The sequence below is a fragment of the Mucilaginibacter sp. genome (assembly GCF_041663085.1).
In the GTDB taxonomy this organism is placed as follows: Bacteria; Bacteroidota; Bacteroidia; order Sphingobacteriales; family Sphingobacteriaceae; genus Mucilaginibacter.
This window is the reverse complement of record NZ_JBAZRC010000059.1, coordinates 1-26,377: the sequence shown is the minus strand read 5'-3', so window position 1 is coordinate 26,377 and position 26,377 is coordinate 1. Positions and strand designations below refer to the sequence as shown.

Below are 26,377 nucleotides of genomic sequence, written 5' to 3'. Positions count from 1 at the left end.
CAGGACCCGATCTAACGCTATCTCTTTTCTTCTTCTCTGCCATTACCTATCTCCATATGGTTGTTGATCCGTAGCCATATTTGATACCTAAGGTACGAAAACCAGACCCTCCTTTAAAATACTCCCGGATGATCGATGACTTATTAATTGTCTTTTTCATTTGGTGACTTTTTTGTCAACCTATTTCAGGACAAGTCAGATTGAAGTAAGATTAAACACAATAATTGGCAACTTTTTTCGCCCCATTTCGGCCTCAATCCGGCTTTTTTATCTTTTTTAAAGGCAGGGAAATTTATAAATGTAATAATATAAAATATTGATTTATAAATACTTATACATTTTATGCTTGTCCCATTTTGTTCCATTTTTTGCAGTTTTGGAACAGGTTTTTCTTGTGTAAACTATGTTAGCCCGCCCCTAATTCACCGGGGTAAGCCTGGCTAAATACTGATCAAACCCATCGTCAAATAAAACCTCCGTTACCCAACCTTCTTCAGCTGCAACAATTGTTAATGTTTCCTGATCGATATAAAGCCATTTAAACCAATCTGTCTTTTGACCTTTGTAAACGTACTGGTAAGATAACTCCCCGTAGTAATCATCACTATCCGGCAATTCATCTTCATATAAATAAACAATATCAGATGAATCGAAGATGAGTCGCCCACCCTCATTTAACAAAGTTTTGGCATGCTGCAAAAATATACGCAGATGCGCAATAGTACCACAAAGCCCTATCCCGTTCATCAATAATAATAGGGTATCGTATTTCCCTGTGTGATAATCAAAAATATCCTTCGCTATGGCATGTTTTACACCACGCTGCAACATAATGGTTACGGCCAGTTCTGATACATCCAGCGCTGTTACATCTAATCCTAATTCCTGCAATATTAAGGCGTGACTGCCTGCCCCTGCGCCTATATCCAGTACCTTCCCGTAGCACCTGCTCAAAGCCATATTTTCGAGGTCGGGCAGTTCTTCTTCGGTACGGAAATATACATCCAATGGCATCTCTTCTTTTGGGCCGTAGGTGTTGTTTATCCAAAGTTTATGATTACCGTTTTGTTTAAAATAATCAAACAGGGCATTACCAAATATATCTTTCAAGTGGTTGATAGTTTACAGGGCAAAGAAAAGCATTGCGTATTAAAGTTGGTAACACTTTTTACCCACAACAGTAATAACAGATTTGGTAATATCCCAAAATAGATGGAAATTGCCCTAAGGGGTTATGTACATAAAAAATCATTCCCGGTAATTAATGTAATCATTAGATTTTTAAAAAATCCATATCGTTTCCAATCGTAAAAAACACATAAAAAAAATGAAAAAAGTAACGGGCCTGGGCGGCATATTCTTTAAATGCGACGATCCGCAGGGAATGAACGAATGGTACGCCAAAAACCTTGGATTAGGCACCAGCGAATACGGAACAACCTTTGAGTGGCGGCAGGCCGGCGATCCGTCGAAAACCGGATCTACATCCTGGTGTACTTTCCCGCAGGATACCAAATATTTCAACCCGTCGGCTAAGCCATTTATGATAAATTACCGGGTAGAAAATATAGTTGCGCTGGTAGATGAACTAAGAAGCGGGAATGTAACCATCATTGATGAAATTGCGGAATATGATTACGGTAAATTTGTTCATGTGCTGGACCCCGAGGGGAATATTATTGAACTTTGGGAGCCCAAGGATGAGTAAAGCAATGTAGATGACAATGTAAGTTACGCCATGTCAACATATTTTGTGTTAGAACTTGAAAAGGCCCTCCTAACAACGTTAGGGCGGGCCTCACATATTAACATGAAAAAAATTTACTATTGGTAAAACCCAACGGGTTTATATAAACATGATCCTTTTTACCTGGTTATAGTGGTTTATTACCCGTTTACTACTTCGCCGCCGTTGATGTGGATCACCTGCCCTGTTATAAATGAGGCATCATCTGAAGCGAGAAACACATAAGCCGGCGCCAGTTCTGATGGTTGCCCGGCACGTTTCATGGCCGTTTCGCTACCAAACTCTTTTATTTTTTCTTCATCAAAGGTTGATACGATGAGTGGCGTCCATACCGGGCCGGGGGCAACCGCGTTTACACGAATGTTCTTTTTTACCAGGTTTGTTGCCAAAGATCGTGTAAATGTGGTAATAGCACCTTTTGTTGATGAATAATCTATGAGATTTGGTGATGAGCGATAAGCCGTAACCGAGGTAGTATTGATAATGGTGTCTCCGGCTTTCAGGTAATCCAATGCCGCCGTGGCGAAATGAAAATATGCGAAGATGTTGGTTTTGAATGTAGTTTCCAGCTGCTCTTCGGTAATATCTTTAAATTCCTTTTGGGGCATTTGTACACCGGCGTTGTTCACCAAAATATTCAGCTTGCCTAACCCAGCCACCGTTTTTTCTACCGCGCTACGGCAAAAATCCCGGTCTTTCACATCGCCTTGTATCAGCAGGCACTGCCTTCCTTCGGCTTGCACCAGGCCTTGTGTTTCTTCAGCATCTTGGTTCTCTTCCAAATATACAATAGCCACATCAGCCCCTTCGCGGGCGTAATGCACCGCAACGGCCCGGCCAATGCCGCTGTCGCCACCTGTTATCAGGGCAACTTTTTCATGGAGTTTCCCGGCAGCTTTGTAGTTTGATTTGATATACTCGGGTCGCGGGTCCATTTCGGCTTCTATGCCTGGCTGATGGTCCTGCTTTTCAGGTACCTGTATTCCTTCTTTATTTTCCATATTGATTACTCCCATGGTTTTAAAACAACCTTTACGCAGTCGTCTTCTTTTTTGTCAAACATTTCATAACCTTTGGCTACCTCGCTTAGCGGTAAGGTGTGACTGATAATATCATCCAGCACAACCTTTTCTTCTTTAACAAGGTCAATAAGGTGGTCTATATAATTTAGTACCGGCGCCTGCCCCTGTCTGATGGTTAACCCCTTATCAAACATGCGGTGCATCGGGAAGTTGTCGTAAGTAGAACCATAAACACCCATAATGGTCACCGTACCACTTCTGCGCACGGCTTTAAAGGCCATATCCAATACTTTCATGCTGCCTACTTCAAAATTCACTAGTGCTTTGGCTTTATCAAGAAGGGTGCGTTCGGGCTCAAAGCCTACGGCATCAACACAAACATCAGCCCCGCGCCCCCCTGTCATTTCACGGATGGCTTCTACCACATCAACCTCATCGGGATTAAGCGTATCTACCTTGTTCACCGCGCGTGCTTTTTCTAAGCGATAATTTAATGGGTCGATGGCGATAACCCGGCTTGCACCGTTTATCCAGGCGGCCTTTTGCGCCATCAGTCCAACCGGACCCGATCCAAAAATGGCCACTACCTCTCCGCCCTTTAGTTGCGCCCAATCAATAGCCGACCATCCCGTCGGGAATATATCCGTCAGGAAAAGCACTTGCTCATCGGTCATATTGTCGGGTACTATCCTTGGGCTGATATCCGCATAGGGCACGCGTACATATTCGGCCTGGCCACCACTGTAACCGCCATACAGGTCGGTGTAACCAAATAAGGCAGCGCCTTTTTGATCCATCATATCCCCATTGGGGCCGTAATGTTTATAGTTGGAGTTTTCGCAGCTTGGCGAAGCGCCGTGGTTACAAAAAAAACAATGCCCGCAGGCTATCGGGAATGGTACTACTACGCGGTCGCCTTTTTTAAGGTTGGTAATGGCCGCGCCTACCTCTTCTACAATGCCCATAAACTCATGCCCCATGATCATATCACTGGTTTGCGGTACGCCCCCGCTTAAGATATGCAGATCGGATCCGCAAATGGCTGTTGAGGTTACTTTCAGAATAACATCCCTCGGGTCTTCAATACGCGGGTCATCAACGGTGTCGTAGCTAATGTCGCCTGGTTTGTGAAATACTGCTGCTTTCATGAGTTTTTATTTTACAAGTTTTGTTAGTTATGCATACAACACCAATAATTAAATTATAGTTTTAAGAAATAAAATATTGTTTTACAGTAGTTAAATTTCTTGCAAATTAGTATTTAACGCAATTAAAAATTAGTAATAACCGCATTATAAAGGTGTAATTAACATGAGCATACCTCATATAAAAAAAACGATGCGAATGATTTGGTTAAACCCTTAACTTCACGCCCAATTATATGCTGAAATACTATGAAGCTACACACTATTGATACCGGCTTTTTTAAACTCGATGGCGGCGCAATGTTTGGCGTTGTACCAAAATCGCTGTGGAATAAAACTAACCCTGCTGATGCTAACAACCTTTGTACCTGGGCCATGCGTTGCCTGCTGATTGAGGACGGCAAACGCCTGATACTGGTTGATACCGGCATAGGCAACAAACAGGATGAGAAGTTTTTTAGTCATTATTACCTGCATGGCGATGCTACGATGGATAGCTCATTAGCTGCCAAAGGCTTCCACCGTGATGATGTAACCGATGTATTTTTAACCCACCTGCATTTTGACCATGTTGGCGGCGCGGTTGTACGTAACGGCGAAAAGCTGCTACCTGCCTTTAAAAATGCCACTTATTGGAGCAACCCCCAGCATTGGGATTGGGCTGTAAACCCTAACGACCGCGAGAAAGCATCATTTTTAAAAGATAATATTTTGCCGATACAGCAAAGTGGGCAGCTTAAGTTTATTGATGCTGTAGATGGCGTAACTTTTACCGACGATATCAGCATACGGTTTGCTTATGGCCACACGGATGCCATGATGCTGCCACTGATCAGTTATAAAGGCAAACAGGTTTTATACATGGCCGATCTGCTGCCGTCTATCGGGCACCTGCCCCTGCCCTATGTGATGGCTTATGATATGTTCCCATTGAAAACTTTGACCGAAAGAAAAGCCTACTGGAACGAGGCTGTAGAAAAAGAATACATCCTTTACCTGGAGCACGACCCAATAAACGAGTGCTGCACACTACAACAAACCGAGAAAGGCATTAAGGTGAAGGAAACATTTAGGTTAGACGAGCTATAGGTGAAGCTCTAAATTCTAAAACGCTAAATTCTAAATTATAGCGGTACTGCTAAAAAACTTAGGGTTTTAGAGTTTAGGATTTATATTCTAATATATCTCCCGGCTGGCAATCCAAAGCGGTGCAAATAGCTTCTAAAGTTTCTATACGGATGGCTTTGGCTTTCCCGGTTTTTAAAATAGACAGGTTGGAGATGGTGATACCCACCTTGTCACTCAATTCATTTAGCGACATTTTGCGCCGGGCCATCATTACATCAAGGTTAATTATTATGGGCATGGCTATATGGTTAACTCCTGTTCTTCCTTTAATTTACCACCTTGTTTAAAAGCTTCGGCAAGGATAAATATCAGCATAGCGCCAAGCAGCAAACCAAAATTAAACGTTACGGTATTGATCACCTTTAAAGGCGCATGTATTAATATGGTTTGTTTGATATAATCAGTCCATTGGTAGGCAAAATCGGCAATGGCATAAATAATCAATCTTATCCCTATTTTCCTGATCAGTTTAATGCATTGCGGTTCAAACATCTTCCCGTTATAAATATCTACTATCACTCTATTACAAAACGTTGCCATGTATAACAACACGCGTATCATCAGGAACGCAAGTAATACACGGCAAACTTTTAACCATTCGGGCGTTTTACCACTCGCGTCTACCACACGTATGTCGGCAGTTACGTTTATATCCCTCAAAAGATAATCTTTACCTATGCGCAGCGTATCATTTTTTGTGCCCGGGATGATATTACCCTGTAGCACAGCATCTAAGGCCGGGCCGGATGGTGTATGGGCATTTAACTCATCATTTGTGCTGTTAAATGAGTCGGCCCAGCCATCGGCAAACCCTCTGTAAAGGCTTGGTGCGTAATTTTGCAGAAAAAACAATGCAAAAGTGATGTAAACAAGAATTTGCAACGTGCGTATTTTTTTCATTATTGCTAAATTGATGGATGCAAATAAAATTAATATTCATCACAAATCAAAATATATTTATTGAATTACAATAAATATTAACCCTAAATCAACCAATCATTTATATTGTTCATTTTATAGTAAAATACTGGCTTTGTTAGGTAGAAAGTATTATTTTTAGAAACAAATTTGTAGCTTTGCACGTTCAATTCTAAATTAAAGAATCGAGGTTAATAAAATAAATGAGACAACTCAAAATAACTCAATCCATTACCAACCGTGAGTCGCAGTCCCTCGACAAATATCTTCACGAAATTGGTAAAGTTGACCTAATAACTGCCGAAGAAGAAGTAATCTTAGCACAGAAAATTAGAGAAGGCGACCAGGCTGCCTTAGAACGCTTAACAAAAACGAACCTACGTTTTGTGGTATCGGTAGCCAAACAATATCAAAACCAGGGACTTACCCTTGGCGACCTTATAAACGAAGGTAACCTGGGCCTTATTAAAGCTGCAAAACGCTTTGATGAGACCAAAGGTTTCAAATTCATATCATACGCCGTTTGGTGGATCCGTCAATCAATATTACAGGCCATTGCCGAGCAAAGCCGTATTGTTCGCTTGCCGCTGAACCAGGTTGGCTCGTTAAGTAAAATAAGCAAGGCCTTCTCAAAACTTGAGCAGGAATTTGAGCGTGAGCCATCTCCGGAAGAACTTGCCGACATACTGGAAACCACAGTAGATAAAATATCAGATACGCTGAGCAACAGCGGCCGCCATGTATCAATGGATGCACCGTTTGTACAGGGTGAAGAAAATACACTATTGGATGTACTGGAAAACCAGGAACCAAACACCGATTCTATCCTGATTAACGAGTCGTTATCTGAAGAGATCAAACGCTCTTTATCAACCCTTACCGAGCGCGAGCGCGAGATAATCGTTCTGTTCTTCGGTTTGGGCAGTAACCACCCGTTATCACTGGAAGAAATTGGCGAAAAATTCAATTTAACCCGCGAGCGTGTACGCCAGATAAAAGATAAGGCGCTGCAGAGGTTACGCCATACATCAAGAAGCAAGATCCTGAAATCATATTTAGGATAACTAATAGTTAAAAAATACAAGCCTCCGTTTAAACAAGCGGGGGCTTTTTTTTGTTATAAAGGTATGGATCCATCCGGCTACGAACATCTTAGCCCTGCCGAAGCAATTGACTACCAGAACGAACTGCGTAGCAGGATACAAATACGCGAACTGCAAAAAACCATTAAAACCATAGCCGGGGCCGATATATCGTTTAACAAAAATTCAGAACTATTGTATGCGGGTATCGTGATGTTTAAATACCCCGAAATGCAGGTGATCGCTACCTCTACCGCTATATCACACACATCCTTTCCATACATATCAGGTTTGCTTGCCTTTAGGGAAGTACCGGCCTTATTTAGTGCCTGGAATAACCTGTATACAAAACCCGATGTGCTGGTGTTAGACGGGCAGGGTATTGCTCACGAACGCCGCATGGGTATTGCCACACACTTTGGCTTATTAACCGGCGCGCCTACCATAGGCAGCGCCAAAAGCAGGCTGTATGGCAGGTATGAAGAACCAGCTGATAAAATATTTGCCGAAAGCCCCATGTACGACAAAGGCGAGCTGATAGGCATCGCCCTGCGCAGTAAAGAACATTGCAACCCAATTTACATTTCGCCGGGCCACAATATCAGTATGCAACAAAGCGTTGATGTGATAAAAAAATGCATTCGTGGCTACCGCATACCTGAACCTACAAGGCAGGCGCACCTCTTAGTGAACAAAATAAGGATAGAGAACGGAGAAGATAAAACTAAGCAGTTGGGGTTGTTCGATTGAGCTTAAACCATACATGGCAAACATCCGCACCTTAACGTGGTATTTTTACAAACCCATATTGGCATGGAACACCGGTTTCAGCATTTCTGCCATTTTCTACATTTTAACGTATGGGCCAAGGGTAACCGGCTTTATGTTTTTTTGGAAAGCCATTGGTTATGCATCAACCATATTTCTGCAAAGTTACAGCGCAAAAAACGTGTATATGTATTACCGTAATGCGGGTTATAGCATAAAACGCATGTACACCTATGCCCTGGCTGTTGATATGGCCATTTTTATCCTGATGCTGCTTATTTTATTCACCGCTCTCCACTTTTTTGCCCCACATTATGTATACACTAAGGGCCGATAGTATTGAACTGGCTTTTGATGGCCGGAAGATACTGCAGGATGTTCATCTATCATGCAAACAGGGCGAAGTGATTGGCCTGCTGGGCCGTAACGGTTGCGGTAAATCATCCTTGCTGAAAATCATCTTCGGTACGCTGAATGCCGCCCATAGATATGTGGGGATTGATGATCAATTTATACATAAGGGATACCATAACAACCGCATAGCTTATTTACCACAGCATAACTATTTACCTACTAATATCCGGATAGATAAACTGGCCAGGCTGCTGGTTGACCCGCTTTCGTGGGATGATTTTGCAGGGTTGCCCATCTATCAGCGTTACTTTAATAAGAATGCCGGGCAGGTATCGGGCGGCGAACTGCGCCAGTTGGAAACGATGATGATCATCCACAGCAGGGCCGATTTTATTTTGCTGGATGAACCGTTCACCCACATCTCTCCCATCCAGGCCGATGAGTTTAAACCAGTGATACGCGCTTGTGCCAAACGCAAGGGTATTATTGTAACCGACCACCAGTATTACAACATATTAGAGGTAAGCGATAAGGTGATCCTGTTAAAAGATGGCTGCACAAAACACATCACCAATAACGAGGAATTAATTACTTACGGTTATATTAGCGGTATATAATTGATAAACAACATGACTATCCCAATTTATCAGGCCGATGCTTTTACCGACAAGTTGTTTGGTGGCAACCCTGCCGCTGTTTGTCCGCTAACCAATTGGCTGCCCGATGCTACCATGCAAAAGATAGCATTGGAAAACAACCTTGCCGAAACCGCTTTTTTTGTAAAGAATGAGAACGGTTATTTACTGCGCTGGTTTACGCCCGAACTGGAGATAGACCTTTGCGGCCACGCTACCCTGGCATCGGCACATATATTATTTACCGAATTGGGGTATGATAAGGATACCATTTATTTTGACACCGTAAAAGCCGGAACGCTGGTAGTAAAGCGTGACGGCGATAAATATTCAATGGATTTCCCATCGCGCCCGCCATTTGCTGCTGATAAACCAGAAGGCCTGATTGAAGCGCTTGGCGGTAAAAAGCCAAAAGAGATATTGCGCAGCCGCGATTACTTTTTGGTTTACGATACCGAGGAAGATATTCTGGATATGAAACCCGACCATTCCGCTTTGGCTAAGATAGATACCCTTGGTGTTATTGTAACCGCACCCGGCAAGGATGTTGATTTTGTATCACGCTTTTTCGCCCCTGCGGCGGGTGTGCCTGAAGACCCGGTTACAGGATCCGCACATTGCAACCTGATACCCTACTGGGCTGGTAAATTGGGCAAAAACACGTTGCACGCATACCAGGTAAGCGCCCGCAAAGGCGAACTTTGGTGCGAATTAAAAGGCGACAGAGTTGTGATGGCTGGTAAAGCTGTTACTTATCTTAAGGGAGAGATATACGTTACAGTTTAATAATAACTTGTTATCAGACGTTCTTACGGAACGAAAAGAAACGAATCCTATAATCCTACCAATGAAACGTCCCTATGGAACGAAAGATGAATATCGTTAAACCATTAACGATAGGTGTTATTATGGGATGATACCGCTTTGTACTGTCATTCCGTAGGGATGTTTGGTTGTGGAACTATGGAACGAAAGATGAATATCGTTAAACCATTAACGATAGGTGTTATTATGGGATGATACCGCTTTGTACTATCATCCCGTAGGGATGTTTGATTGGTAGAACAGAAATAACAGGCAAGCACGTTCCATAGGAACGTTTGGTGATGATCAGATTTTACTTATCTGCTACCGTTAAAAATAAACCTGATTGCAGTGAAAAGCCCGCAGCAGCGCGATGGGAATGAGCGCAGGCAAGCGAGGACTTGTAACGAAAAGCAGGTACAAACACAGATAGCAGCACTTCATTTGCTTTACATACCCTTATATATGGCATTCAAATCTTTTCCATATTTAAATAATAAATCGCCCTTTAAAATTTGCTCACAAAATGTATCTTTCGGGTTCAATTGCAGTGGGGGTTTATTAATTTTTCAAACCATATACCATTAACAATTCAAGGATAACAAATGCAACTTACCAAGTTAGAAATCAAGGGCTTCAAGAGCTTTGGCGATAAGATCACCATTAATTTTAATGAGGGTGTTACTGCTATTGTGGGCCCTAATGGCTGTGGTAAAAGCAATGTAGTCGATTCTATCCGTTGGGTTTTGGGGGAGCAAAGCACCCGCGCCCTGCGGTCGGAGAAGATGGATAACATTATCTTTAACGGTACCAAAAGCCGCAAGGCGGCCAATCTTGCAGAAGTATCATTAACTTTTGATAATACCAAAAACGTTCTCCCTACCGATTTTTCGCAGGTTACCCTTACACGCAGGCTTTACCGTACCGGCGAGAGCGAATATCGCTTAAACGACGTACAGTGCCGTTTAAAAGATATTACAGACCTGTTTTTAGATACCGGTATAGGTGCCGATTCATACGCCATCATCGAACTGAAGATGATAGACGAGATCATCAACAACAAGGAAGGATCGCGCCGTAATTTGTTTGAAGAAGCATCGGGTATTTCTAAATATAAGCTCCGTAAAAAGCAAACCTTTAGCAAGTTAAAGGATACCGAAGCCGACCTGGAACGTGTGGAAGACCTGCTATTTGAGATTGAGAAAAACTTAAAAACGCTGGAGAACCAGGCAAAAAAAACCGAGCGTTATTATAAGCTGCGCGATCAGTATAAAACATTGAGCATCTCGCTCGCATCGTTCAGGATAGCCAACTTTAGTAAGGCGCTGGCTGCAATTGAAGAGAAAGAACAAATACAGCGCGAGCAAAGATCGGGCATTGCCACACAGATAGATACTTTGGAAGCTACGCTACAGCAAAACAAGCTGGACAGCCTCACCAAAGAAAAAAACCTTGCCGCGCAGCAAAAGGCCAGCAATGAATACACGGCAAAGATCCGCGCCTACGAAAGCGAGAAACGGGTAAAAAACGAACAATTAAAGAACGCGCAGGATAAAGAAACCCGTTTAAAAGAGGAACTTGAACGCGATAACAACCAATTTAAGCACGTACAATACAACATTAAGCGCTTAAATGAGGAAAAACTGCAGGAGGACGAAAACCTGCAAACCATAACCCAGCGCGTTGCTGAGTTAAAAGAAGCCGTTGACGAACTACGTGCCGAACAGGCCGAGGCCCGTAACCACCTAAACGAGCTGAACAGCATAAACGGCAGGTTGCAAAATCAACTTTACAAGGCCGAAAAGGATATTGATATCCTGAACATACAGCAGCAGGCGCTTGAGCAGGAAAGCCAGCGCAATATGGAGGATACGACCAACAAAGAGGCAGAACTTTCGCATTTTAATAAGGTGGTAGCCGAGTTGGACAGCAGGGTTGAAACCTTAAAAAGCGAATACGAATTGGCGGTTGAGGCCGAAAATAAACTACAGGAGCAAATAACAGAAACCGAAACCGGGTTAAAAACTGTAAACGATAGCATAGCTGCCGACGGCCGTAAACTGGATGCCAAACAAAACGAATATAATCTTACCAAAAGTTTGGTTGATAATTTGGAGGGCTTCCCGGAGTCGATCAGGTTCCTGAAAAAGAACACCAATTGGGCCAAAACAGTCACCCTGTTTAGCGATATATTGTTTTGTAAGGAAGAGTACCGTGTAGCAATTGAAAACTACCTGGAGCCTTTAATGAACCACTACGTGGTGAATACTTATGATGAAGCTATTGCAGCTATCAACCTGTTAAGTAATTCATCAAAAGGGCGGGCGCAGTTTTTCATTCTTGATAATTACGAAGCCACGAAGCCGGCAGATAAAACCCTGGTGGACGATGCTGCTATCCCTGCCCTATCTGTTGTGGAGGTTGAGGAGCGTTACAAACCACTATGTAATCATTTGTTAAAGAACGTTTATTTGGTTAACGATGCTACCGAGCAGGATATCAATGGCATCCAACTACCGGATGGTGTGGTACTGATTGGCAAAAGCGGCAAGTTCAACAAATCAAAACATACCATGGCCGGTGGGTCTGTTGGGTTGTTTGAGGGGAAACGTATTGGCCGGGCAAAAAACCTGGATAACCTGTTAAAGGAGATAAAACAAGCCGAAACCCGCATCCAAAACTTCAGGAACAATAGTGAAGAATTGCAGAGCCGTTTATCGGCCTTAAAGCAATCGGGTAAGGCTAATGAAGTTAGGCAAAAGCAGTACGAGCTTAACCAGTTGAATACCGAACTGGTTACCGTTAAAACAAAACAGGAACAATACCAGGCCTTTATTGAGAACAGCCTAAACCGCAAGCAGGATATTGCCAACAAGGTGGCGGGCATCAAAAATGAGATACTAACGCTTGGCCCACTGCTGATAGAACTGAAAGAACAAAAGCAGGCCCAGGCCGACCTGATGCTGGATAAGCAACAGGCGTTTAACGAGCTGAACGAAATGGTATCGGTGCAGTCAAACACCTATAACCAGGAAAACATCCGCTTCCATCAGCAGCAAAACAAGGTATCGGGCCTGGTTAAAGACCTTGATTACCGCGAAACGCAGCTGGAGCACCTTGATATCCGCATCAAACAAAACAGCGCCGAACTGGAAAAGGTGAAGGCCCAGATCATGGAGAACCTGCAGCAAACCGGCGACAGCGACGAGAGCCTGCTGGAAATGTACGAGCAAAAGGAAGCCCTTGAAAAAGGCACCGCCGAAGCCGAACAGGAATACTATGCATGGCGCGCCGCCATTACCGAAAGCGAGAACGAGGTATCGAAACTAAGGCAAAAGAAAGACCAGGCCGAGGCCATAGAGAATGAACTGAAGGACGAGCGCAATAACCTTAAGCTGGAACTGAATGCCCTGCGCGAGCGCCTTTCTGTTGAGTTTAACGTAGATATTAACGACCTGCTTGACCTGGAAGTTAACGAGGCCGAGAACGAAGACGAGATCCGCGACAAAACGGAGAAGATGAAACGCCAGTTGGATGATTTTGGCGCTATAAACCCCATGGCCGTTGAAGCTTATAACGAGATGAGCGAACGACACGCCTTTATACAAGGCCAAAAGAAAGATCTGGCCGAAGCAAAAGCATCCCTCCTGGCCACCATACAAGAGATTGACGATACCGCCAAAGAGAAGTTTATGGCAGCCTTTATTATGGTGCGCGAAAACTTCATCAAGGTATTCCGATCTTTATTTAACGAAGAGGATTCATGCGACCTGATCCTGAGTAACCCTGATCAGCCGCTGGAATCGGATATCGACATCATTGCAAGGCCGAAAGGTAAACGCCCGCTGTCTATCAACCAGCTTTCGGGTGGCGAGAAAACACTGACGGCTACGGCCATCCTGTTCTCGCTATACCTGTTAAAACCTGCCCCATTCTGTATTTTTGATGAAGTTGATGCCCCGCTTGATGATACCAATATTGATAAGTTTAATAACATTATCCGTAAGTTCTCGAAGGAATCGCAGTTCATCATCATATCGCACAACAAGCGCACTATTGCCTGCACCGATATTATTTACGGCGTAACCATGGTTGAGCAAGGTATATCCAGGGTGGTACCTGTAGACCTGCGCGAACTGGCAGATTAAAAAACCTCATAAAACAAAAAAGAGGCCGGGAGTTAAACTCCCGGCCTCTTTTTTGTTTGCAGGCTAATTTATTTCTTAGCCTTTGTGTTATTGTATATCATACCTCTAAAATACTTCTTCCCTTCAACTTGCAAACCAACCTCGCGGGATTGATCAACGCTTAACTTTTGGAGTCTTGAAAGGCTTTGTATCTGTTGCTGCGGTAAAGAGAAATTACCGTTTTTAACGTAATTAAGGGCGTATGAAAATAACGACTCTGTTGGGTCGCCAAAATCTTTGCTGGCATCATCACCGTAAAGTTTCCCTCTGTATAAGCCTTTTTCTGGGGTCATTCCGGCATAATAACCACCATTACCTGCAGAATTTTTTGTTTCAAACTGTGGGATATACATCTGGTATTTATTAATATCTATATCAAAGAAACCAACCGGTTTACCATAAGTTGTCGTACCTATCAGTTGAACATCCATTACAGGTATTAAATTATTTATGGTTAGTTCGCTTGCAGATGCAGTAGAACCTGTAACAATAAAAAATACATGGTTTAAGTTAAGCGTTACCGGCACATCCGTTTTTGAGAATTTAACGGTATTGCCTGCAATGGTGTAATCAAAATCAAAATAAGAATAGATTTGGTTTCCATCCTTACGTAACTGGTTCTTTAAAATAGTGGCTTTGCCATCGGCCATTGTTTTAGTGAAATTATAGGTAAACATTGTAGAACCATTTGTACTTGCAGGTGCAATAAGATTACTCAAATACTGGGCAGTTTCCACAAATCCCCCCCCGTTGTAGCGCAAATCGACAACAAGGTCGGTTATACCACCGGCTGAAAAACTGTTAAATGCAGCATCAAGATATGGTTTGGCATTGGCCTTTGATGTAAAACTATTAAATACAATGTATCCCACTTTTTTATTATTGCCGGCATCAACAATCTTCGAGGTTAAAACAGGGTTTACTGTATAAGTACCTGTTGACAGTGTTACATCAAACGTATTGCCATCTGGTTTTTTTAGCGTAAGGTTTATAGTGCTTGAATTTGAGTAAGCATTGATCAGGAAGTTAACATTTGTACCGCTTCCACCGGCACCACCATCATACTTTAAACCACTACCTGTACGGCCGTTTATCGCAGTTATCTGGTAGCCTCGTTTAAGGCCCTTAACATCTGCCGGCGAACCCGGGTAAACATATTTAACCCTGATATCAGTATTAGCATCTATCCAAACGGGAGCAAAACCAAAATCACCTTTTATGCCGTTCAATTCGCCGGATACACTGCCATCATCTATAAACGAGTATTTAGCGTAACCGGGGGCAGGTGTGTAATATTCATACGGTTTACCGGTTTCGGGATTGGTACTATATTGGGTCATCGCATCAATTTCTGTTTGCAACGCATCAATATCGTTTGAACCGGTAAAGCTGCGTGGCTTAAATGCATCGTAGGTGGGCAGGCTGGTGTTCCAGTAATACACCTGCTGTGCATATAAAAAAACCGAATCCTTTATCAAATCAAGTGCTGATGCGGTAACGGTTGGGTTATTACCGTTGTTATTACCCCCATTATCAGTTGGCGTTATCTTTTTATCTTTTGAACAAGATGCTATAGCCACTGTTACAACGAGCAGAGATAGGTAAAATATTTTCCTCATAGTTTATATCAATTATATTCGAGTTAACGATAGTAGTATTTATATATTATATTGTTTAAGTTATATTATTTCAGTTGCTGCTAAATAATCAATTCCGCAAACTTCGGCACATAAACTATCTGTATCAGAGTTACCTATCATTACAAGGTCGCGCCTTTCAAGGTTATGCTCTTTCATCAGCAGATTTAACGTTTCTGGTTCGGGCTTGGGCAGGGTTTCTTCCGTAAAATAGCAGGTTAAATACGTTTCTAAACCATGCCATTCTGTTTGTCGCATTTTATTCAGCTGCATTTGCGGGTTGCCATTTGTTACTATAAATAGTTTTTTACGATCTAAAACTACCTCCTGTATAAAAGTAAGCATATTTTTATATAGAAGCAATTTTAATGGCAAGCGCGCTGTTAACAGCATTATCTCTAAATTCTTGCGGTATTTCTCATCTACATTTAACTGTGATACAATGGTGTCAAACACTTCACCCTCTCCTTTCTTTGTATACGTATCTATCATCAGATCGGTTGTCTGCGAGGCACTATTTAATTCCGTGTACTCCAACAAGTTCGCAAAAAGGTAATATATCTGGTAGTAATAATCTTTAGCCGGGTAAAGTACATCGTCCAGCTCAAAAATAAATGCTTTTTTGCGCGGGTCTATATCGCTATAAGTTATTGTGGCCATTTATAAGGGTAATATTATATTCTTTAAATAATTGTTCAGATAATAAAAGCACAGCAGCCTCCTGCGTATTAAGCAGGTAGATAGCATCAATGCCGTTGTCTAATGCAAGGGTAAGCATTTCGTGAGCATAGGTATCTGTTGCGGGGCTGGGGAGTTTCAGGATCCCCATAAATACGGGCATTTCGGTAAAATCACCTAAAACAACCTCATCATTTATTAAACTGTTTTTTAGCTTATGGGCCTGTGCCGATGTAGCTGATGTAATAAGAACCTTCACCTATAAATTATTTACAATTAATCCGTCTTTCATTAGTATAGTCCGGTCGCTCATGTCAGATAGTTCCTGGTTATGCGTAACAATTACAAAGGTTTGGTTAAAATCGTTACGGAGCTTAATGAATAATTCATGCAGCTCCAGCGCGTTTTTAGAGTCGAGGTTACCTGATGGTTCATCGGCAAATATCAAAGCAGGATCGTTTATTAATGCCCGGGCCACAGCAACACGTTGCTGCTCGCCGCCAGATAGCTCTGCCGGTTTATGGGTTGTCCTGTCGCCAAGACCAAGCATTTCTAACAATTCTTTTGCTTTTTTCTCGGCTTCGGCACGTGGTACACCTGCTATAAATGCGGGGATACAAACATTCTCGATAGCGTTAAACTCTACCAGTAAATGATGAAACTGAAATATAAAGCCTATTTTTTGATTACGGAACGCGCTTAAATTTTTATTATTAAGTTTACTAACCTCCACATTGTCAATAAACAACTGGCCCGAATCGGGGCTATCCAATGTACCCAGGATATTTAACAATGAACTTTTACCCGCACCGGATGCGCCCACAATGGTTACAATTTCGCCGCGCTTTACTTCCAGATCAACCCCTTTTAAGATATGGAGCTTACCGTATGATTTATTTATTGATTGTGCTTTAAGCATGGGCGAAGTTAGTGAATAGAGATTAGTTAATTAGTGATAAGTTACCAAAATTGGCAGGGCGAAACGCTCGGTTATACAAATATTACAAATCTCTAACGTGTACCATGTAATCTTTAAAACGAAAATAGTAGCTTTACCGCAAATTCTTCAAATAACATGAACATTCACGAATATCAGGGCAAAGCGATACTAAAAAGCTTTGGCGTAAGAGTACAGGAAGGCATAGTTGCAGATACACCTGAAGAGGCTGTTGCTGCTGCTCAGAAAATGAAGGAAGACTTTGGGTCGGACTGGACAGTTATAAAAGCACAGATACACGCAGGTGGCCGCGGTAAAGGCGGTGGTGTAAAACTGGCCAAAAATGCCGAGCAGGTTAAAGAGATAGCCGGCAAGATCATCGGTATGCAACTGGTAACCCCGCAAACCGGCCCTGAAGGTAAACTGGTTAAAAAAGTTTTGGTTGCGCAGGATGTTTACTACCCCGGCGAAAGCGAAGTAAAAGAATATTACATAAGCGTATTGCTTGACCGTGCTAAAGGCCGCAACATCATCATGTACAGTACCGAGGGTGGTATGGATATTGAAGAAGTTGCACACTCTACACCAGAGCTGATACACAAAGAAGAGATTGACCCTAAGGTTGGCTTACAAGGTTTCCAGGCGCGTAAAATTGCCTTTAACCTGGGTTTATCGGGCGATGCCTTTAAAGATATGGTAAAATTCATCACTGCTTTATATAAAGCTTATGATGCTACCGATTCATCACAGTTTGAAATTAACCCGGTGTTAAAAACATCTGACAATAAAATTTTAGCGGTTGATGCTAAAGTGAACATTGATGATAACGCTTTATACCGCCACCCGGATTACGCCGCTATGCGCGATACCGACGAGGAAGACCCTACCGAAGTTGAAGCAAGCAAAAGCAACCTTAACTATGTAAAGCTTGACGGTAACGTTGGTTGTATGGTTAACGGTGCCGGTTTAGCTATGGCTACCATGGATATCATTAAAATTGCCGGTGGCGAGCCTGCTAACTTCCTTGATGTTGGCGGTACTGCTAACGCGCAAACGGTTAAGGCTGGTTTTAACATCATCCTTTCAGACCCTAACGTTAAAGCTATCCTGATCAACATATTTGGTGGTATTGTTCGTTGCGACCGTGTTGCACAGGGTGTAATTGATGCTTACCATGAAATTGGCAACATCCCTGTACCAATTATTGTGCGTTTACAAGGCACCAATGCTAAAGAAGCAAAAGAACTGATCGATAACTCTGGCTTAAAAGTATTCTCGGCTATCCTTTTAAAAGAAGCTGCAGACAGGGTTAAAGAAGTGTTAGCGCTTTAATTTTTAGAGATTAGAGACTGGTTAATTAGTGATTAGTTAACCTGAAAAATATAAGGGAGCCATTCGGCTCCCTTTTTTATTGATCAGTTTTGAACGTAGGCGCTCGATGTGGTAAGCTCTACCTGCGATACTTTGCTGTAATCGGGCACAAAAGTATCGGCGCTGCTCAGTGTCATATCCATTTCAAAGCTTTGCGGGTACGGCGTATTTAACAAACTGCCTTTGGGTATATAGGGTAACAGTTCTGCATAGGTTTGAATCTGGCTGGCGTTTACCCGTCTGTATATAAACATACGGTGCAGGTCGCATGGTTTTTTCATACCTGCCGCCCCTATCATTTGTATGGCGCTACTCACCGTTTGCTTATGAAAATTTGCCACACGCACTTTTTTATCATCTACAACCAGGCCGCGCATCAGGCCTTTATCCTGTGTAGCAACACCCGTTGGGCAGGTATTCATATTACACTCTAAAGCCTGGATACAACCAAGCGCAAACATCATCCCGCGGGCGCTGTTGCACATATCGGCACCCAGGGTAAAGTTCTTTACCAAATCAAAACCAGTAGCCACCTTACCCGATGCGATCAGTTTAATATGTTTTTTAATATCAAAACCGGTTAGCGCATCATATATAAAAGCCAGAGCCTCGCGCAGGGGCATACCAACCGAGTTGGCAAACTCCAGCGGTGCTGCACCTGTACCGCCCTCGCCCCCATCAACAGTAATAAAATCGGGGTATGTATTTGTTTTGATCATGGCCTTGCAAATAGCCAGGAACTCGCTTTTATGGCCAACGCATAGTTTAAAGCCGATAGGTTTACCACCCGATAGCTCACGCAGTTTTTTTATAAAATCCATTAACCCGACAGGGTTGTTAAACGCTGTATGATACGGTGGCGATACCACATCCTGCCCCATCTGCACCAACCGTATCCGGGCAATCTCGGGTGTAACCTTTGCAGCAGGCAGTATGCCACCGTGACCGGGCTTTGCCCCCTGCGAGAGTTTTATCTCGATCATTTTTACCTGTGGCAACACCGCACGTTTAGCAAAAGCATCTTCATCAAAAGTACCGTCGGTATTGCGGCAGCTAAAATAGCCTGTACCTATTTGCCATATAATATCGCCATTGGGTTGTAAGTGATAATCGCTTAAGCCCCCCTCGCCGGTGTTATGCGCAAAACCACCAATTTTTGCCCCGCCGTTTAGGGCCAGGATAGCGTTCTCGCTAAGTGAGCCAAAGCTCATGGCCGATATATTGTATACGCTTGCACTGTAAGGTTGTGTACAGTCGGGCCCGCCAACTTTTACGCGTGGGGAAAGATCAAGCGCGTGATGGTCTAACGCCGATATGCTGTGGTTAAGCCACTCGTAACCGTTTTCGTAAACATCCAGTTCGGTACCAAACGGGCGGGTATCATCAACCTTTTTAGCGCGTTGGTAAATTACACTCCTGTTTTGCCTGTTAAACGGCGTACCGTTGGTATCGCTTTCAATAAAGTACTGGTATATTTTGGGGCGAAGGTCTTCCATCAAAAACCGCAGGTGACCAAACACCGGGAAATTCCTGACGATGCTATGTTTCTTTTGTACCAGGTCATAAACCCCGATTATAAATACGGGCCCTAAAAGTAAAAACGACCATACTGCCGGTGGCCATATGATAGTCCATGCGGTAACCAGTACAAGTATTATTACAGCCGAAATGATAAATAGCTTCCTCATGCAATATAATTTTAATAAATCTACGCGCTTATCTGAATAATAAAAACATTATGGGTTTAATATTGGGCGTTAGGTGTCTTAAGATTGTAAATTTAAAATTAAAGGCTATGAGTTGTTATCTCTTTATGGAATAGTTAGCATACCTGCATCCTGTCTAATAAAACAAACATGAAAAAATCATTAAAACCCATCACAACCATTATTGCAGTAGTGTTATTTAGCCTTAATGCAAAAAGCCAAGCACTTTTAACCCCCGCAGAACTGTTGCATGCCTACCAAGTTAATGACAGCAGTGTTAATGCTATGTTGACACAGAAAGGGTATCAAATGCAGCGTTTACAAGAAAACAACGGAGAAAAAACCAACACATGGTATTTCCAGGTAAGGCAGGATGACTTCACTGATTTTAATTTGCTTAAAATTACTTCAGCACAAAAAACAGCTATCCGTTATTGGATAATGAACCCATTTTTCTTTAAGCAATTTATGGACACCCTTGTAAATGAAAATTACAAGTTTACGGAGTTTAGAATAATTGATAAAGAATACTATTTCGTTTTTAAAAATGGAGACAAACAACTTTTAGTAGGTCAAAAAAAAGTTACGGGTAAAGAGGATGATTACTTCGAGATCATGATCAATTAAATTGTCCATTTCTTATCATTAACAATTGTGCATTAATAATATAAGTTTAAACAAACATTATATCTATTAATATCGTTATTTAGCCAAATGTCTGCTGATTGTAATACTTTGAAAATACAATAGATGTTTAAACATCTATTGTTATCTTTGTTCTATAATTAATCAGAAACACAACTAAATAAAAAAATATCATGGCAACAACTAAATGGGTTTTAGACCCAATGCACTCAGAAGTACAATTTAAGGTAAAACACCTTGTAATATCAACAGTAAGCGGTTTCTTCAAAACATTTGAAGGCGAATTGACTACAGAAAACGAAGATTTTATCGGTGCAGAGATCGATTTTTCACTGGATGTGAACAGCATTGATACCACACAACCACAAAGAGATGAGCACTTAAAATCTGCTGAGTTTTTTGACGCGGCAACTTACCCGAAGATCACTTTCAAATCAACCTCGTTTACCGCTGATGGTGACGATTATAAATTAGTAGGTAACCTTACTATTAAAGATGTAACCAAACCGGTTACCCTTGCAGTTGAATACGGTGGCAATGCCGGCGATTTTTATGGCAATACCAAAGCTGGCTTTGAAGTTACCGGTAAAATTAACCGTAAAGAGTTTGGCTTAACCTGGGATGGCGTAACCGAAGCAGGTTCTATCGTAGTGGGCGAAGACATTAAACTGAGCATGAACATACAGTTTGCTAAACAAGCGTAAATAGTTATCAGTGATTAGTTAATTAGAGATTAGTTACTGTTATAAATATAAAAGAAAGCCATTCGATAATTCGAATGGCTTTCTTTTTAAAACCATTTACCGGTTATATTTGCTTTACTATTATGCTGATAAAGATCTACCCCGAAAATCCAAACGAAAAAGCCATTGAACAAGTGGCAGATGTATTGCGCAAAGGTGGTATCATCATTTACCCTACCGATACAGTTTATGGTTTAGGTTGTGATATAACCAATCAAAAAGCCATTGAGCGGATTTGTAAGATCAGGAATATCAAACCCGAGAAAGCGAATTTTTCGTTCATCTGTTATGATCTTAGCCATATATCAGACTATATCAAGCCGATAGATAACACTACCTTCCGTGTGCTTAAAAAAGCTTTACCCGGGCCGTTCACCTTTATATTTAATGCCAGCCATGCCGTACCAAAGCTGTTAAGCTCAAACAAAAAAACGGTAGGTATCCGTGTGCCCGACAATAACATCGCCCGAGAAATTGTAAAAGTTTTGGGCAACCCCATCCTGTCAACTTCTATCCACGATGAGGATGATATTATCGAATACTCTACCGACCCTGAACTGATCTATGAAAAATACCAGGACCTGGTAGATATTGTAATTGATGGCGGCTACGGCGAAAACATCCCATCAACCGTGGTTGACTGTACATCTGGCGAGTTTGAAGTGATACGTGAAGGCAAAGGCGAACTGGAAGATTATTTATAATCCTATATTTGCCACGCTTACCCTTTTAAAATAGCATATTGGCCAGTAACCTCAAACAATTCGCAGAATTTATCAGATCATACGCTACCGGCGGTGGTATCCTTATTGCCTGCGTAGTTGTTTCGCTGGTAATTGCTAATACAGGTTTACATAATTCGTTCAATCATATCCTTGATACACCTATTGGCCCTTACACATCACTGGCCTGGATAAACGATGGTTTAATGGCCATCTTTTTCCTGCTGGTTGGCCTGGAGATTAAGGACGAAGTTTTAAACGGAGAACTATCAGATAAGCACTCGGCCACGCTGCCTGTATTTGCAGCCCTTGGCGGCATGCTGGTTCCGGCCGGCATCTATGCCATCATCAATCTGCATACCGCAACCAGCAGCGGCTGGGGCATCCCTATGGCTACGGATATTGCTTTTGTGGTGGCTATCATCAGCATTATTAAAAAACGCGTACCACAATCCTTACAGGTATTTATAAAAGCACTTGCCATTGTAGATGACCTGGGGGCCATACTGGTTATCGCCATATTCTACTCGGCAGGTTTGCATGTTACTTACCTGCTGCTGGCACTGGCTATGTTTGTTTTGCAGATGCTGTTTAACCGCTTTAATGTGCGTTACCTGCTGGCGTATCTTATCCCCGGTGTGTTTATGTGGTATTTCATCCATCACAGCGGCATTCATGCAACGGTGGCAGGGGTGCTAACGGCTATGGCTATTCCGCATAATGTTAAACTGGATTACTCGCCGTTAAAGAAATTGATCCACCTGCTGGAGAACCCGGTGAATTTCATCATTATCCCCCTGTTTGCGCTGGCAAATTCAAATATCAATATCCATGAAAGTTTGGCGGGTGGTAGTATCATCACCCCGCTATCGGCGGGCATACTGTTTGGCTTGTTATTAGGCAAACCTATCGGCATTACCTTATTTAGCTGGCTGGCGGTAAAACTAAAATTATCCAAACTGGCCGATGGCGTAAAATGGGCGCAGGTTTGGGGAATTGGTCAGCTGGCGGGGATTGGTTTCACCATGTCGGTATTTATGGCACTGCTCTCTTTTGCCGATGCTGAGTTACAAAGCCAGGCAAAATTCACTATACTGGTAACATCTGTATTGGCTGCGGTAACAGGTTACGCTATACTTGTAAGGATTAAAAAAACTAAGATTTAATACTGCCAATAAACGCCGGGATCTTATCCATATAATCATCTTCGGCAAGCAGCTTCACAAATGCGCTGCCTACAATGGCGCCGTTAGCGTATTCGCAAGCTTTACTGAACGATTTGTGATCTGAGATACCAAAGCCAATTATGGTTGGGTTTTTCAGTTGCATAGCTTTAATGCGGTTGTAGTATCCCTCAATGCTATCGGTAAGCTGCAGGCTGCCACCGGTTATGGATGATGACGACAGCAGGTAAATAAAGCTATTGCTCAATTCATCAATCTTACGGATGCGTTCTTCTGAGGTTTGCGGCGTAACCAAAAATATATTGCTCAGCCCGTTATCTGTAAAATGGTTACTGTACAGCATTTCGTACTCGTACATGGGCAGGTCAGGCACAATAATGCCATCCACCCCTGCTGCTGCGGCTGCCTTGCAAAAACGCTCTACGCCATATTGTACAATAGGGTTAACATAGCCCATTAACAAAACCGGGATATTTACCCGGCTGCGCAGATCTTTCAATTGCTCAAATAACAGATTAAGGTTCATGCCGTTATCCAGCGCTGTTTGAGAGCTATGCTGAATAGTCGGCCCATCTGCAACCGGGTCTGAATACGGGAAACCAATCTCCAGAAAATCCGCCCCTGCTTTTTCAAGTGCTTCGGCAATATCAACAGTGGTGTTTAACTCCGGGTAACCGGCCGTAAAGTATATAGAAAGGAGGTTTTCCTTTTTTGTTGCAAAAAGTTGATTCAGACGGTTCATGGGAGCAGTTGTATTAGCCATTTGCATGCAAAAGTATTGTTTATTAATGTTTTTACCACAGAGGGCACAGAGTTTTTTCACTGAGGGCTCTAAGCTTTACTTAGCTATTCAATCTCTGTGTACTTTGTGGATTTTTCTCAGTGTTCTCTGTGGTTAATTATAACTATAAAATTTATGGTATTTATTGTGCCCTCTGTGGTTAAATAACCACCATGCAACTAAATAATTTTGTTTTTGCTGATCCTAACTTCTACTTTAGGGCAATCCGTTTAACACACCTGTAAAAACTAAATTATGTCGCCGGCAATATTACTATCCTTCATCATTGGTTACTTTTTGGTATTGATGGTGATATCGTACCTCACCTCCAAAAAATCATCAGATAACGATACCTTTTTTGTGGCCAACCGCAATTCCAAATGGTACCTGGTAGCCTTCGGGATGATAGGCACTGCGCTTAGCGGCGTAACCTTTATTTCGGTACCCGGCAAAGTTGGCGCACCAAGCGGCGATCAGTTCGCCTATTTCCAATTCGTATTGGGCAACGCGGCGGGTTTTATTATCATAGCAACCGTTTTGCTGCCTTTATATTACCGGTTAAAGCTTACCTCTATTTATAGCTATATTGAACAGGCTTTAGGTACATGGAGCTACAAAACAGCCGCGGGGATCTTCCTGCTTAGCCGCACCATAGGCTCATCGTTCAGGCTTTATCTGGTTGTGATCGTATTGCAGAAGTTCATCTTTGATAGCTACGGCGTACCCTTCGCGGTTACGGTGCTCATCTGTTTGGTGTTGATATGGTCGTACACGTTTAAAGGCGGCCTTAAAACCATTATTATTACCGATAGCCTGCAGACCCTGTTCCTGGTATCATCGGTGTTCTTGTCAATATATTTCATCTGCCGAAGCCTTAATTACAACATATTTGAAGCTGCCGAAGCCATCAAGAACAGCAGCTACTCCAAGATCTTCTTCTTTAACGATTTCCTGGGGAGCCATTTTCACCTGAGCAAGCAATTTTTGGGCGGTTTGTTCATCACCGTAGGTATGACGGGGCTTGACCAGGACCTGATGCAGAAAAACCTCAGCCTTAAAAACATCAAGGAAGCACAGAAAAACATGTTCAGTTTTACCGCTGTGTTTGTGGTGATCAATATTTTCTTTTTAAGCGTAGGCGCACTGCTTTATATGTACGCACAGCGCAACGGTATCTCTGTAGCAAAAACCGATTACCTGTACCCTACCATTGCCCTGCAATATTTGGGTATTGTACCGGCCATGGTGTTTATGCTGGGCTTAACAGCGGCCACATTTGCAACTACCGATTCAGCACTAACGGCGCTTACCACCTCGTTTTGTGTAGATTTCCTCAACTTCAACAAACGCGGCGACGTGAACAGCAAAAAAATGATAAACGTAAGGCATTATGTGCATATAGCCTTTTCGGGGCTGATGTTTCTGACTATTATTCTGTTTAACGCCCTGAATAACGATGCTGTGGTAACCGCCATATTCAAGGTAGCATCATATACCTACGGGCCTTTGCTGGGCTTATACAGTTTTGGCCTGTTTGTGAGCTACAGGCAGGTGAAAGATAAACTGGTGCCTTTTATCTGTTTAATATCGCCCGCGGTATGCTATTTCCTGAGCACCGAATCCAAAGTACTTTTAGGCGGGTACGTTTTCGACAATGAACTTATCATTGTAAACGGATTAATTACCTTTGCCGGCCTGTGGCTCTGTTCATCACCCAAAATTAAAACTGTAAAAGCTAATCCTTCTTTGTCATGACTAAAATAGTCACTTCCAAACTATTGTTACTTGTTCTTTTTTTATGTTACTGCACAAATACTAACGCGCAAGAGTATTATAAAAATTTAAACATCATCCCCTATCCGTCAACCCTTACACCGGGCGATGGTTACTTTGTGATCAATGCACAAACCACCCTTATTGCTCCCTCAAGGTTTGTAAATGAAGCTGCACAGCTTAATAAACTCGTAAAAGCAGGAACCGGGCATACACTACTAAAGGGAAAATCACATCCAACAAATGCAGTACAGTTTGTTTATGATGGTTCTATAAAAAACCCTGAAGCATACCGCCTTAATATTACAACGAAACACATTATTATTACCGCCGGTACATCTGCCGGCGCGTTCCACGCGGTTGAAACCATCAGGCAATTGTTACCGGTTTCTGTTGAAACAGGGCAAAAA

The 26,377-nt window shown here is 42.4% G+C and carries 25 protein-coding genes and 1 pseudogene; 15 read left to right on the top strand and 11 right to left on the bottom strand.

Translation table 11 applies throughout. The features are described from left to right. Positions 1-417 precede the first annotated feature (417 nt). Positions 418-1,110, bottom strand: coding sequence for a class I SAM-dependent methyltransferase (locus WC615_RS12585; RefSeq protein WP_372978443.1), 693 nt, complete (start codon positions 1,108-1,110; stop codon positions 418-420). Between the two features lie 217 nt (positions 1,111-1,327). On the opposite strand from WC615_RS12585, the gene WC615_RS12580 reads away from it, so the two are divergent. Further along, positions 1,328-1,708, top strand: a complete 381-nt coding sequence (locus WC615_RS12580) for a VOC family protein (protein WP_372978442.1) — start codon at positions 1,328-1,330, stop codon at positions 1,706-1,708. Positions 1,709-1,887: 179 nt separating this feature from the next. Here the strand turns inward: WC615_RS12580 and WC615_RS12575 are convergent, their stop codons facing one another. Then, positions 1,888-2,748 carry an SDR family oxidoreductase gene (locus tag WC615_RS12575; protein WP_372978441.1) on the bottom strand — a complete coding sequence of 287 codons (861 nt, stop codon included), beginning with the start codon at positions 2,746-2,748 and terminating at the stop codon, positions 1,888-1,890. Between the two features lie 5 nt (positions 2,749-2,753). Continuing rightward, positions 2,754-3,917: a zinc-dependent alcohol dehydrogenase gene (locus WC615_RS12570; RefSeq protein ID WP_372978440.1), complete on the bottom strand. Its 1,164-nt coding sequence runs from the start codon at positions 3,915-3,917 to the stop codon at positions 2,754-2,756. A gap of 246 nt (positions 3,918-4,163) precedes the next feature. Here WC615_RS12570 and WC615_RS12565 point away from each other — a divergent pair, with 246 nt between their 5' ends. Beyond that, entirely contained in the window at positions 4,164-5,003 is an 840-nt protein-coding gene (locus tag WC615_RS12565) for an MBL fold metallo-hydrolase (protein ID WP_372978439.1), read from the top strand. Between the two features lie 73 nt (positions 5,004-5,076). On the opposite strand, the gene WC615_RS12560 is transcribed toward WC615_RS12565, so the two are convergent. Together WC615_RS12560 and WC615_RS12555 are read right to left on the bottom strand one after the other, a co-directional pair. Then, positions 5,077-5,280 carry a helix-turn-helix domain-containing protein gene (locus WC615_RS12560; RefSeq protein ID WP_372978438.1) on the bottom strand — a complete coding sequence of 68 codons (204 nt, stop codon included), beginning with the start codon at positions 5,278-5,280 and terminating at the stop codon, positions 5,077-5,079. A gap of 2 nt (positions 5,281-5,282) precedes the next feature. After that, positions 5,283-5,942, bottom strand: coding sequence for a DUF2975 domain-containing protein (locus tag WC615_RS12555; RefSeq protein WP_372978437.1), 660 nt, complete (start codon positions 5,940-5,942; stop codon positions 5,283-5,285). Positions 5,943-6,163: 221 nt separating this feature from the next. On the opposite strand from WC615_RS12555, the gene WC615_RS12550 reads away from it, so the two are divergent. From WC615_RS12550 to smc, 6 genes are all read left to right on the top strand, one after another. Continuing rightward, positions 6,164-7,024 (top strand): RNA polymerase sigma factor RpoD/SigA, encoded by an 861-nt coding sequence (locus WC615_RS12550; protein ID WP_067053926.1) that lies wholly within the window; start codon positions 6,164-6,166, stop codon positions 7,022-7,024. Between the two features lie 63 nt (positions 7,025-7,087). Then, on the top strand, positions 7,088-7,792 hold the full coding sequence (gene nfi / locus WC615_RS12545) for a deoxyribonuclease V (protein ID WP_372978436.1): 705 nt from the start codon (positions 7,088-7,090) through the stop codon (positions 7,790-7,792). A gap of 13 nt (positions 7,793-7,805) precedes the next feature. After that, positions 7,806-8,147: a hypothetical protein gene (locus WC615_RS12540; protein ID WP_372978435.1), complete on the top strand. Its 342-nt coding sequence runs from the start codon at positions 7,806-7,808 to the stop codon at positions 8,145-8,147. Then, complete coding sequence (locus tag WC615_RS12535; protein WP_372978434.1) at positions 8,125-8,781, top strand: ATP-binding cassette domain-containing protein; 657 nt, start codon at positions 8,125-8,127, stop codon at positions 8,779-8,781. The genes WC615_RS12540 and WC615_RS12535 overlap by 23 nt, the downstream gene beginning before the upstream one ends. Before the next feature lie 12 nt (positions 8,782-8,793). Then, positions 8,794-9,585: a PhzF family phenazine biosynthesis protein gene (locus WC615_RS12530; RefSeq protein WP_372978433.1), complete on the top strand. Its 792-nt coding sequence runs from the start codon at positions 8,794-8,796 to the stop codon at positions 9,583-9,585. A gap of 623 nt (positions 9,586-10,208) precedes the next feature. Next, positions 10,209-13,751, top strand: a complete 3,543-nt coding sequence (gene smc / locus WC615_RS12525) for a chromosome segregation protein SMC (RefSeq protein ID WP_372978432.1) — start codon at positions 10,209-10,211, stop codon at positions 13,749-13,751. 68 nt (positions 13,752-13,819) lie between these two features. Here the strand turns inward: smc and WC615_RS12520 are convergent, their stop codons facing one another. Genes WC615_RS12520 through WC615_RS12505 form a run of 4 tightly spaced genes read right to left on the bottom strand, consistent with a single transcriptional unit; the run spans position 13,820 to position 17,024 of the window. After that, complete coding sequence (locus WC615_RS12520; RefSeq protein ID WP_372978431.1) at positions 13,820-15,409, bottom strand: S41 family peptidase; 1,590 nt, start codon at positions 15,407-15,409, stop codon at positions 13,820-13,822. Between the two features lie 60 nt (positions 15,410-15,469). Next, complete coding sequence (locus WC615_RS12515) at positions 15,470-16,087, bottom strand: HAD hydrolase-like protein (RefSeq protein WP_372978430.1); 618 nt, start codon at positions 16,085-16,087, stop codon at positions 15,470-15,472. Next, on the bottom strand, positions 16,068-16,364 hold the full coding sequence (locus WC615_RS12510) for a hypothetical protein (RefSeq protein WP_372978429.1): 297 nt from the start codon (positions 16,362-16,364) through the stop codon (positions 16,068-16,070). Before WC615_RS12510 ends, WC615_RS12515 begins: the two co-directional genes overlap by 20 nt. Beyond that, a complete protein-coding gene (locus tag WC615_RS12505; RefSeq protein ID WP_372978428.1) occupies positions 16,365-17,024 on the bottom strand; it encodes an ABC transporter ATP-binding protein in 660 nt (219 codons plus the stop codon). Between the two features lie 153 nt (positions 17,025-17,177). Between WC615_RS12505 and sucC the strand changes: the two are divergent. Then, positions 17,178-18,374 (top strand): annotated as a pseudogene (sucC, locus tag WC615_RS12500) (ADP-forming succinate--CoA ligase subunit beta); the annotation flags it as partial. 83 nt (positions 18,375-18,457) lie between these two features. Here sucC and WC615_RS12495 read toward each other — a convergent pair. Beyond that, positions 18,458-20,101 (bottom strand): FMN-binding glutamate synthase family protein, encoded by a 1,644-nt coding sequence (locus WC615_RS12495; RefSeq protein ID WP_372978427.1) that lies wholly within the window; start codon positions 20,099-20,101, stop codon positions 18,458-18,460. A gap of 168 nt (positions 20,102-20,269) precedes the next feature. On the opposite strand from WC615_RS12495, the gene WC615_RS12490 reads away from it, so the two are divergent. The 4 genes from WC615_RS12490 to nhaA all read left to right on the top strand — a co-directional run bounded on the left by WC615_RS12490 (position 20,270) and on the right by nhaA (position 23,395). Next, positions 20,270-20,746 (top strand): hypothetical protein, encoded by a 477-nt coding sequence (locus WC615_RS12490; protein ID WP_372978426.1) that lies wholly within the window; start codon positions 20,270-20,272, stop codon positions 20,744-20,746. 191 nt (positions 20,747-20,937) lie between these two features. Then, positions 20,938-21,468, top strand: a complete 531-nt coding sequence (locus WC615_RS12485) for a YceI family protein (RefSeq protein WP_372978425.1) — start codon at positions 20,938-20,940, stop codon at positions 21,466-21,468. A gap of 122 nt (positions 21,469-21,590) precedes the next feature. Continuing rightward, the gene (locus WC615_RS12480; protein WP_372978444.1) at positions 21,591-22,211 is read left to right on the top strand and encodes an L-threonylcarbamoyladenylate synthase; all 621 of its coding nucleotides are present in this window, start codon (positions 21,591-21,593) and stop codon (positions 22,209-22,211) included. 38 nt (positions 22,212-22,249) lie between these two features. Continuing rightward, positions 22,250-23,395 carry a Na+/H+ antiporter NhaA gene (nhaA, locus tag WC615_RS12475; RefSeq protein WP_372978424.1) on the top strand — a complete coding sequence of 382 codons (1,146 nt, stop codon included), beginning with the start codon at positions 22,250-22,252 and terminating at the stop codon, positions 23,393-23,395. On the opposite strand, the gene trpA is transcribed toward nhaA, so the two are convergent. Next, on the bottom strand, positions 23,385-24,155 hold the full coding sequence (trpA, locus tag WC615_RS12470; protein ID WP_372978423.1) for a tryptophan synthase subunit alpha: 771 nt from the start codon (positions 24,153-24,155) through the stop codon (positions 23,385-23,387). The genes nhaA and trpA overlap by 11 nt on opposite strands. A 294-nt stretch (positions 24,156-24,449) precedes the next feature. Here trpA and WC615_RS12465 point away from each other — a divergent pair, with 294 nt between their 5' ends. Both WC615_RS12465 and WC615_RS12460 read left to right on the top strand, forming a co-directional pair. Then, positions 24,450-25,949, top strand: coding sequence for a sodium:solute symporter (locus WC615_RS12465; protein ID WP_372978422.1), 1,500 nt, complete (start codon positions 24,450-24,452; stop codon positions 25,947-25,949). Further along, a partial coding sequence (locus WC615_RS12460) for a glycoside hydrolase family 20 zincin-like fold domain-containing protein (RefSeq protein ID WP_372978421.1) occupies positions 25,946-26,377 on the top strand: 432 nt, incomplete at its 3' end. The genes WC615_RS12465 and WC615_RS12460, both read left to right, overlap by 4 nt.

What these genes read in the sequence shown, in the direction of transcription:
- WC615_RS12580 (WP_372978442.1), top strand. Translation starts at nt 1,328, where the DNA reads ATGAAAAAAGTAACGGGCCTGGGCGGCATATTCTTTAAATGCGACGAT.
- WC615_RS12575 (WP_372978441.1), bottom strand. Translation starts at nt 2,748, where the DNA reads ATGGAAAATAAAGAAGGAATACAGGTACCTGAAAAGCAGGACCATCAG.
- WC615_RS12570 (WP_372978440.1), bottom strand. Translation starts at nt 3,917, where the DNA reads ATGAAAGCAGCAGTATTTCACAAACCAGGCGACATTAGCTACGACACC.
- WC615_RS12565 (WP_372978439.1), top strand. Translation starts at nt 4,164, where the DNA reads ATGAAGCTACACACTATTGATACCGGCTTTTTTAAACTCGATGGCGGC.
- WC615_RS12560 (WP_372978438.1), bottom strand. Translation starts at nt 5,280, where the DNA reads ATGCCCATAATAATTAACCTTGATGTAATGATGGCCCGGCGCAAAATG.
- WC615_RS12555 (WP_372978437.1), bottom strand. Translation starts at nt 5,942, where the DNA reads ATGAAAAAAATACGCACGTTGCAAATTCTTGTTTACATCACTTTTGCA.
- WC615_RS12550 (WP_067053926.1), top strand. Translation starts at nt 6,164, where the DNA reads ATGAGACAACTCAAAATAACTCAATCCATTACCAACCGTGAGTCGCAG.
- nfi (WP_372978436.1), top strand. Translation starts at nt 7,088, where the DNA reads ATGGATCCATCCGGCTACGAACATCTTAGCCCTGCCGAAGCAATTGAC.
- WC615_RS12540 (WP_372978435.1), top strand. Translation starts at nt 7,806, where the DNA reads ATGGCAAACATCCGCACCTTAACGTGGTATTTTTACAAACCCATATTG.
- WC615_RS12535 (WP_372978434.1), top strand. Translation starts at nt 8,125, where the DNA reads ATGTATACACTAAGGGCCGATAGTATTGAACTGGCTTTTGATGGCCGG.
- WC615_RS12530 (WP_372978433.1), top strand. Translation starts at nt 8,794, where the DNA reads ATGACTATCCCAATTTATCAGGCCGATGCTTTTACCGACAAGTTGTTT.
- smc (WP_372978432.1), top strand. Translation starts at nt 10,209, where the DNA reads ATGCAACTTACCAAGTTAGAAATCAAGGGCTTCAAGAGCTTTGGCGAT.
- WC615_RS12520 (WP_372978431.1), bottom strand. Translation starts at nt 15,409, where the DNA reads ATGAGGAAAATATTTTACCTATCTCTGCTCGTTGTAACAGTGGCTATA.
- WC615_RS12515 (WP_372978430.1), bottom strand. Translation starts at nt 16,087, where the DNA reads ATGGCCACAATAACTTATAGCGATATAGACCCGCGCAAAAAAGCATTT.
- WC615_RS12505 (WP_372978428.1), bottom strand. Translation starts at nt 17,024, where the DNA reads ATGCTTAAAGCACAATCAATAAATAAATCATACGGTAAGCTCCATATC.
- WC615_RS12495 (WP_372978427.1), bottom strand. Translation starts at nt 20,101, where the DNA reads ATGAGGAAGCTATTTATCATTTCGGCTGTAATAATACTTGTACTGGTT.
- WC615_RS12490 (WP_372978426.1), top strand. Translation starts at nt 20,270, where the DNA reads ATGAAAAAATCATTAAAACCCATCACAACCATTATTGCAGTAGTGTTA.
- WC615_RS12485 (WP_372978425.1), top strand. Translation starts at nt 20,938, where the DNA reads ATGGCAACAACTAAATGGGTTTTAGACCCAATGCACTCAGAAGTACAA.
- WC615_RS12480 (WP_372978444.1), top strand. Translation starts at nt 21,591, where the DNA reads ATGCTGATAAAGATCTACCCCGAAAATCCAAACGAAAAAGCCATTGAA.
- trpA (WP_372978423.1), bottom strand. Translation starts at nt 24,155, where the DNA reads ATGAACCGTCTGAATCAACTTTTTGCAACAAAAAAGGAAAACCTCCTT.
- WC615_RS12465 (WP_372978422.1), top strand. Translation starts at nt 24,450, where the DNA reads ATGTCGCCGGCAATATTACTATCCTTCATCATTGGTTACTTTTTGGTA.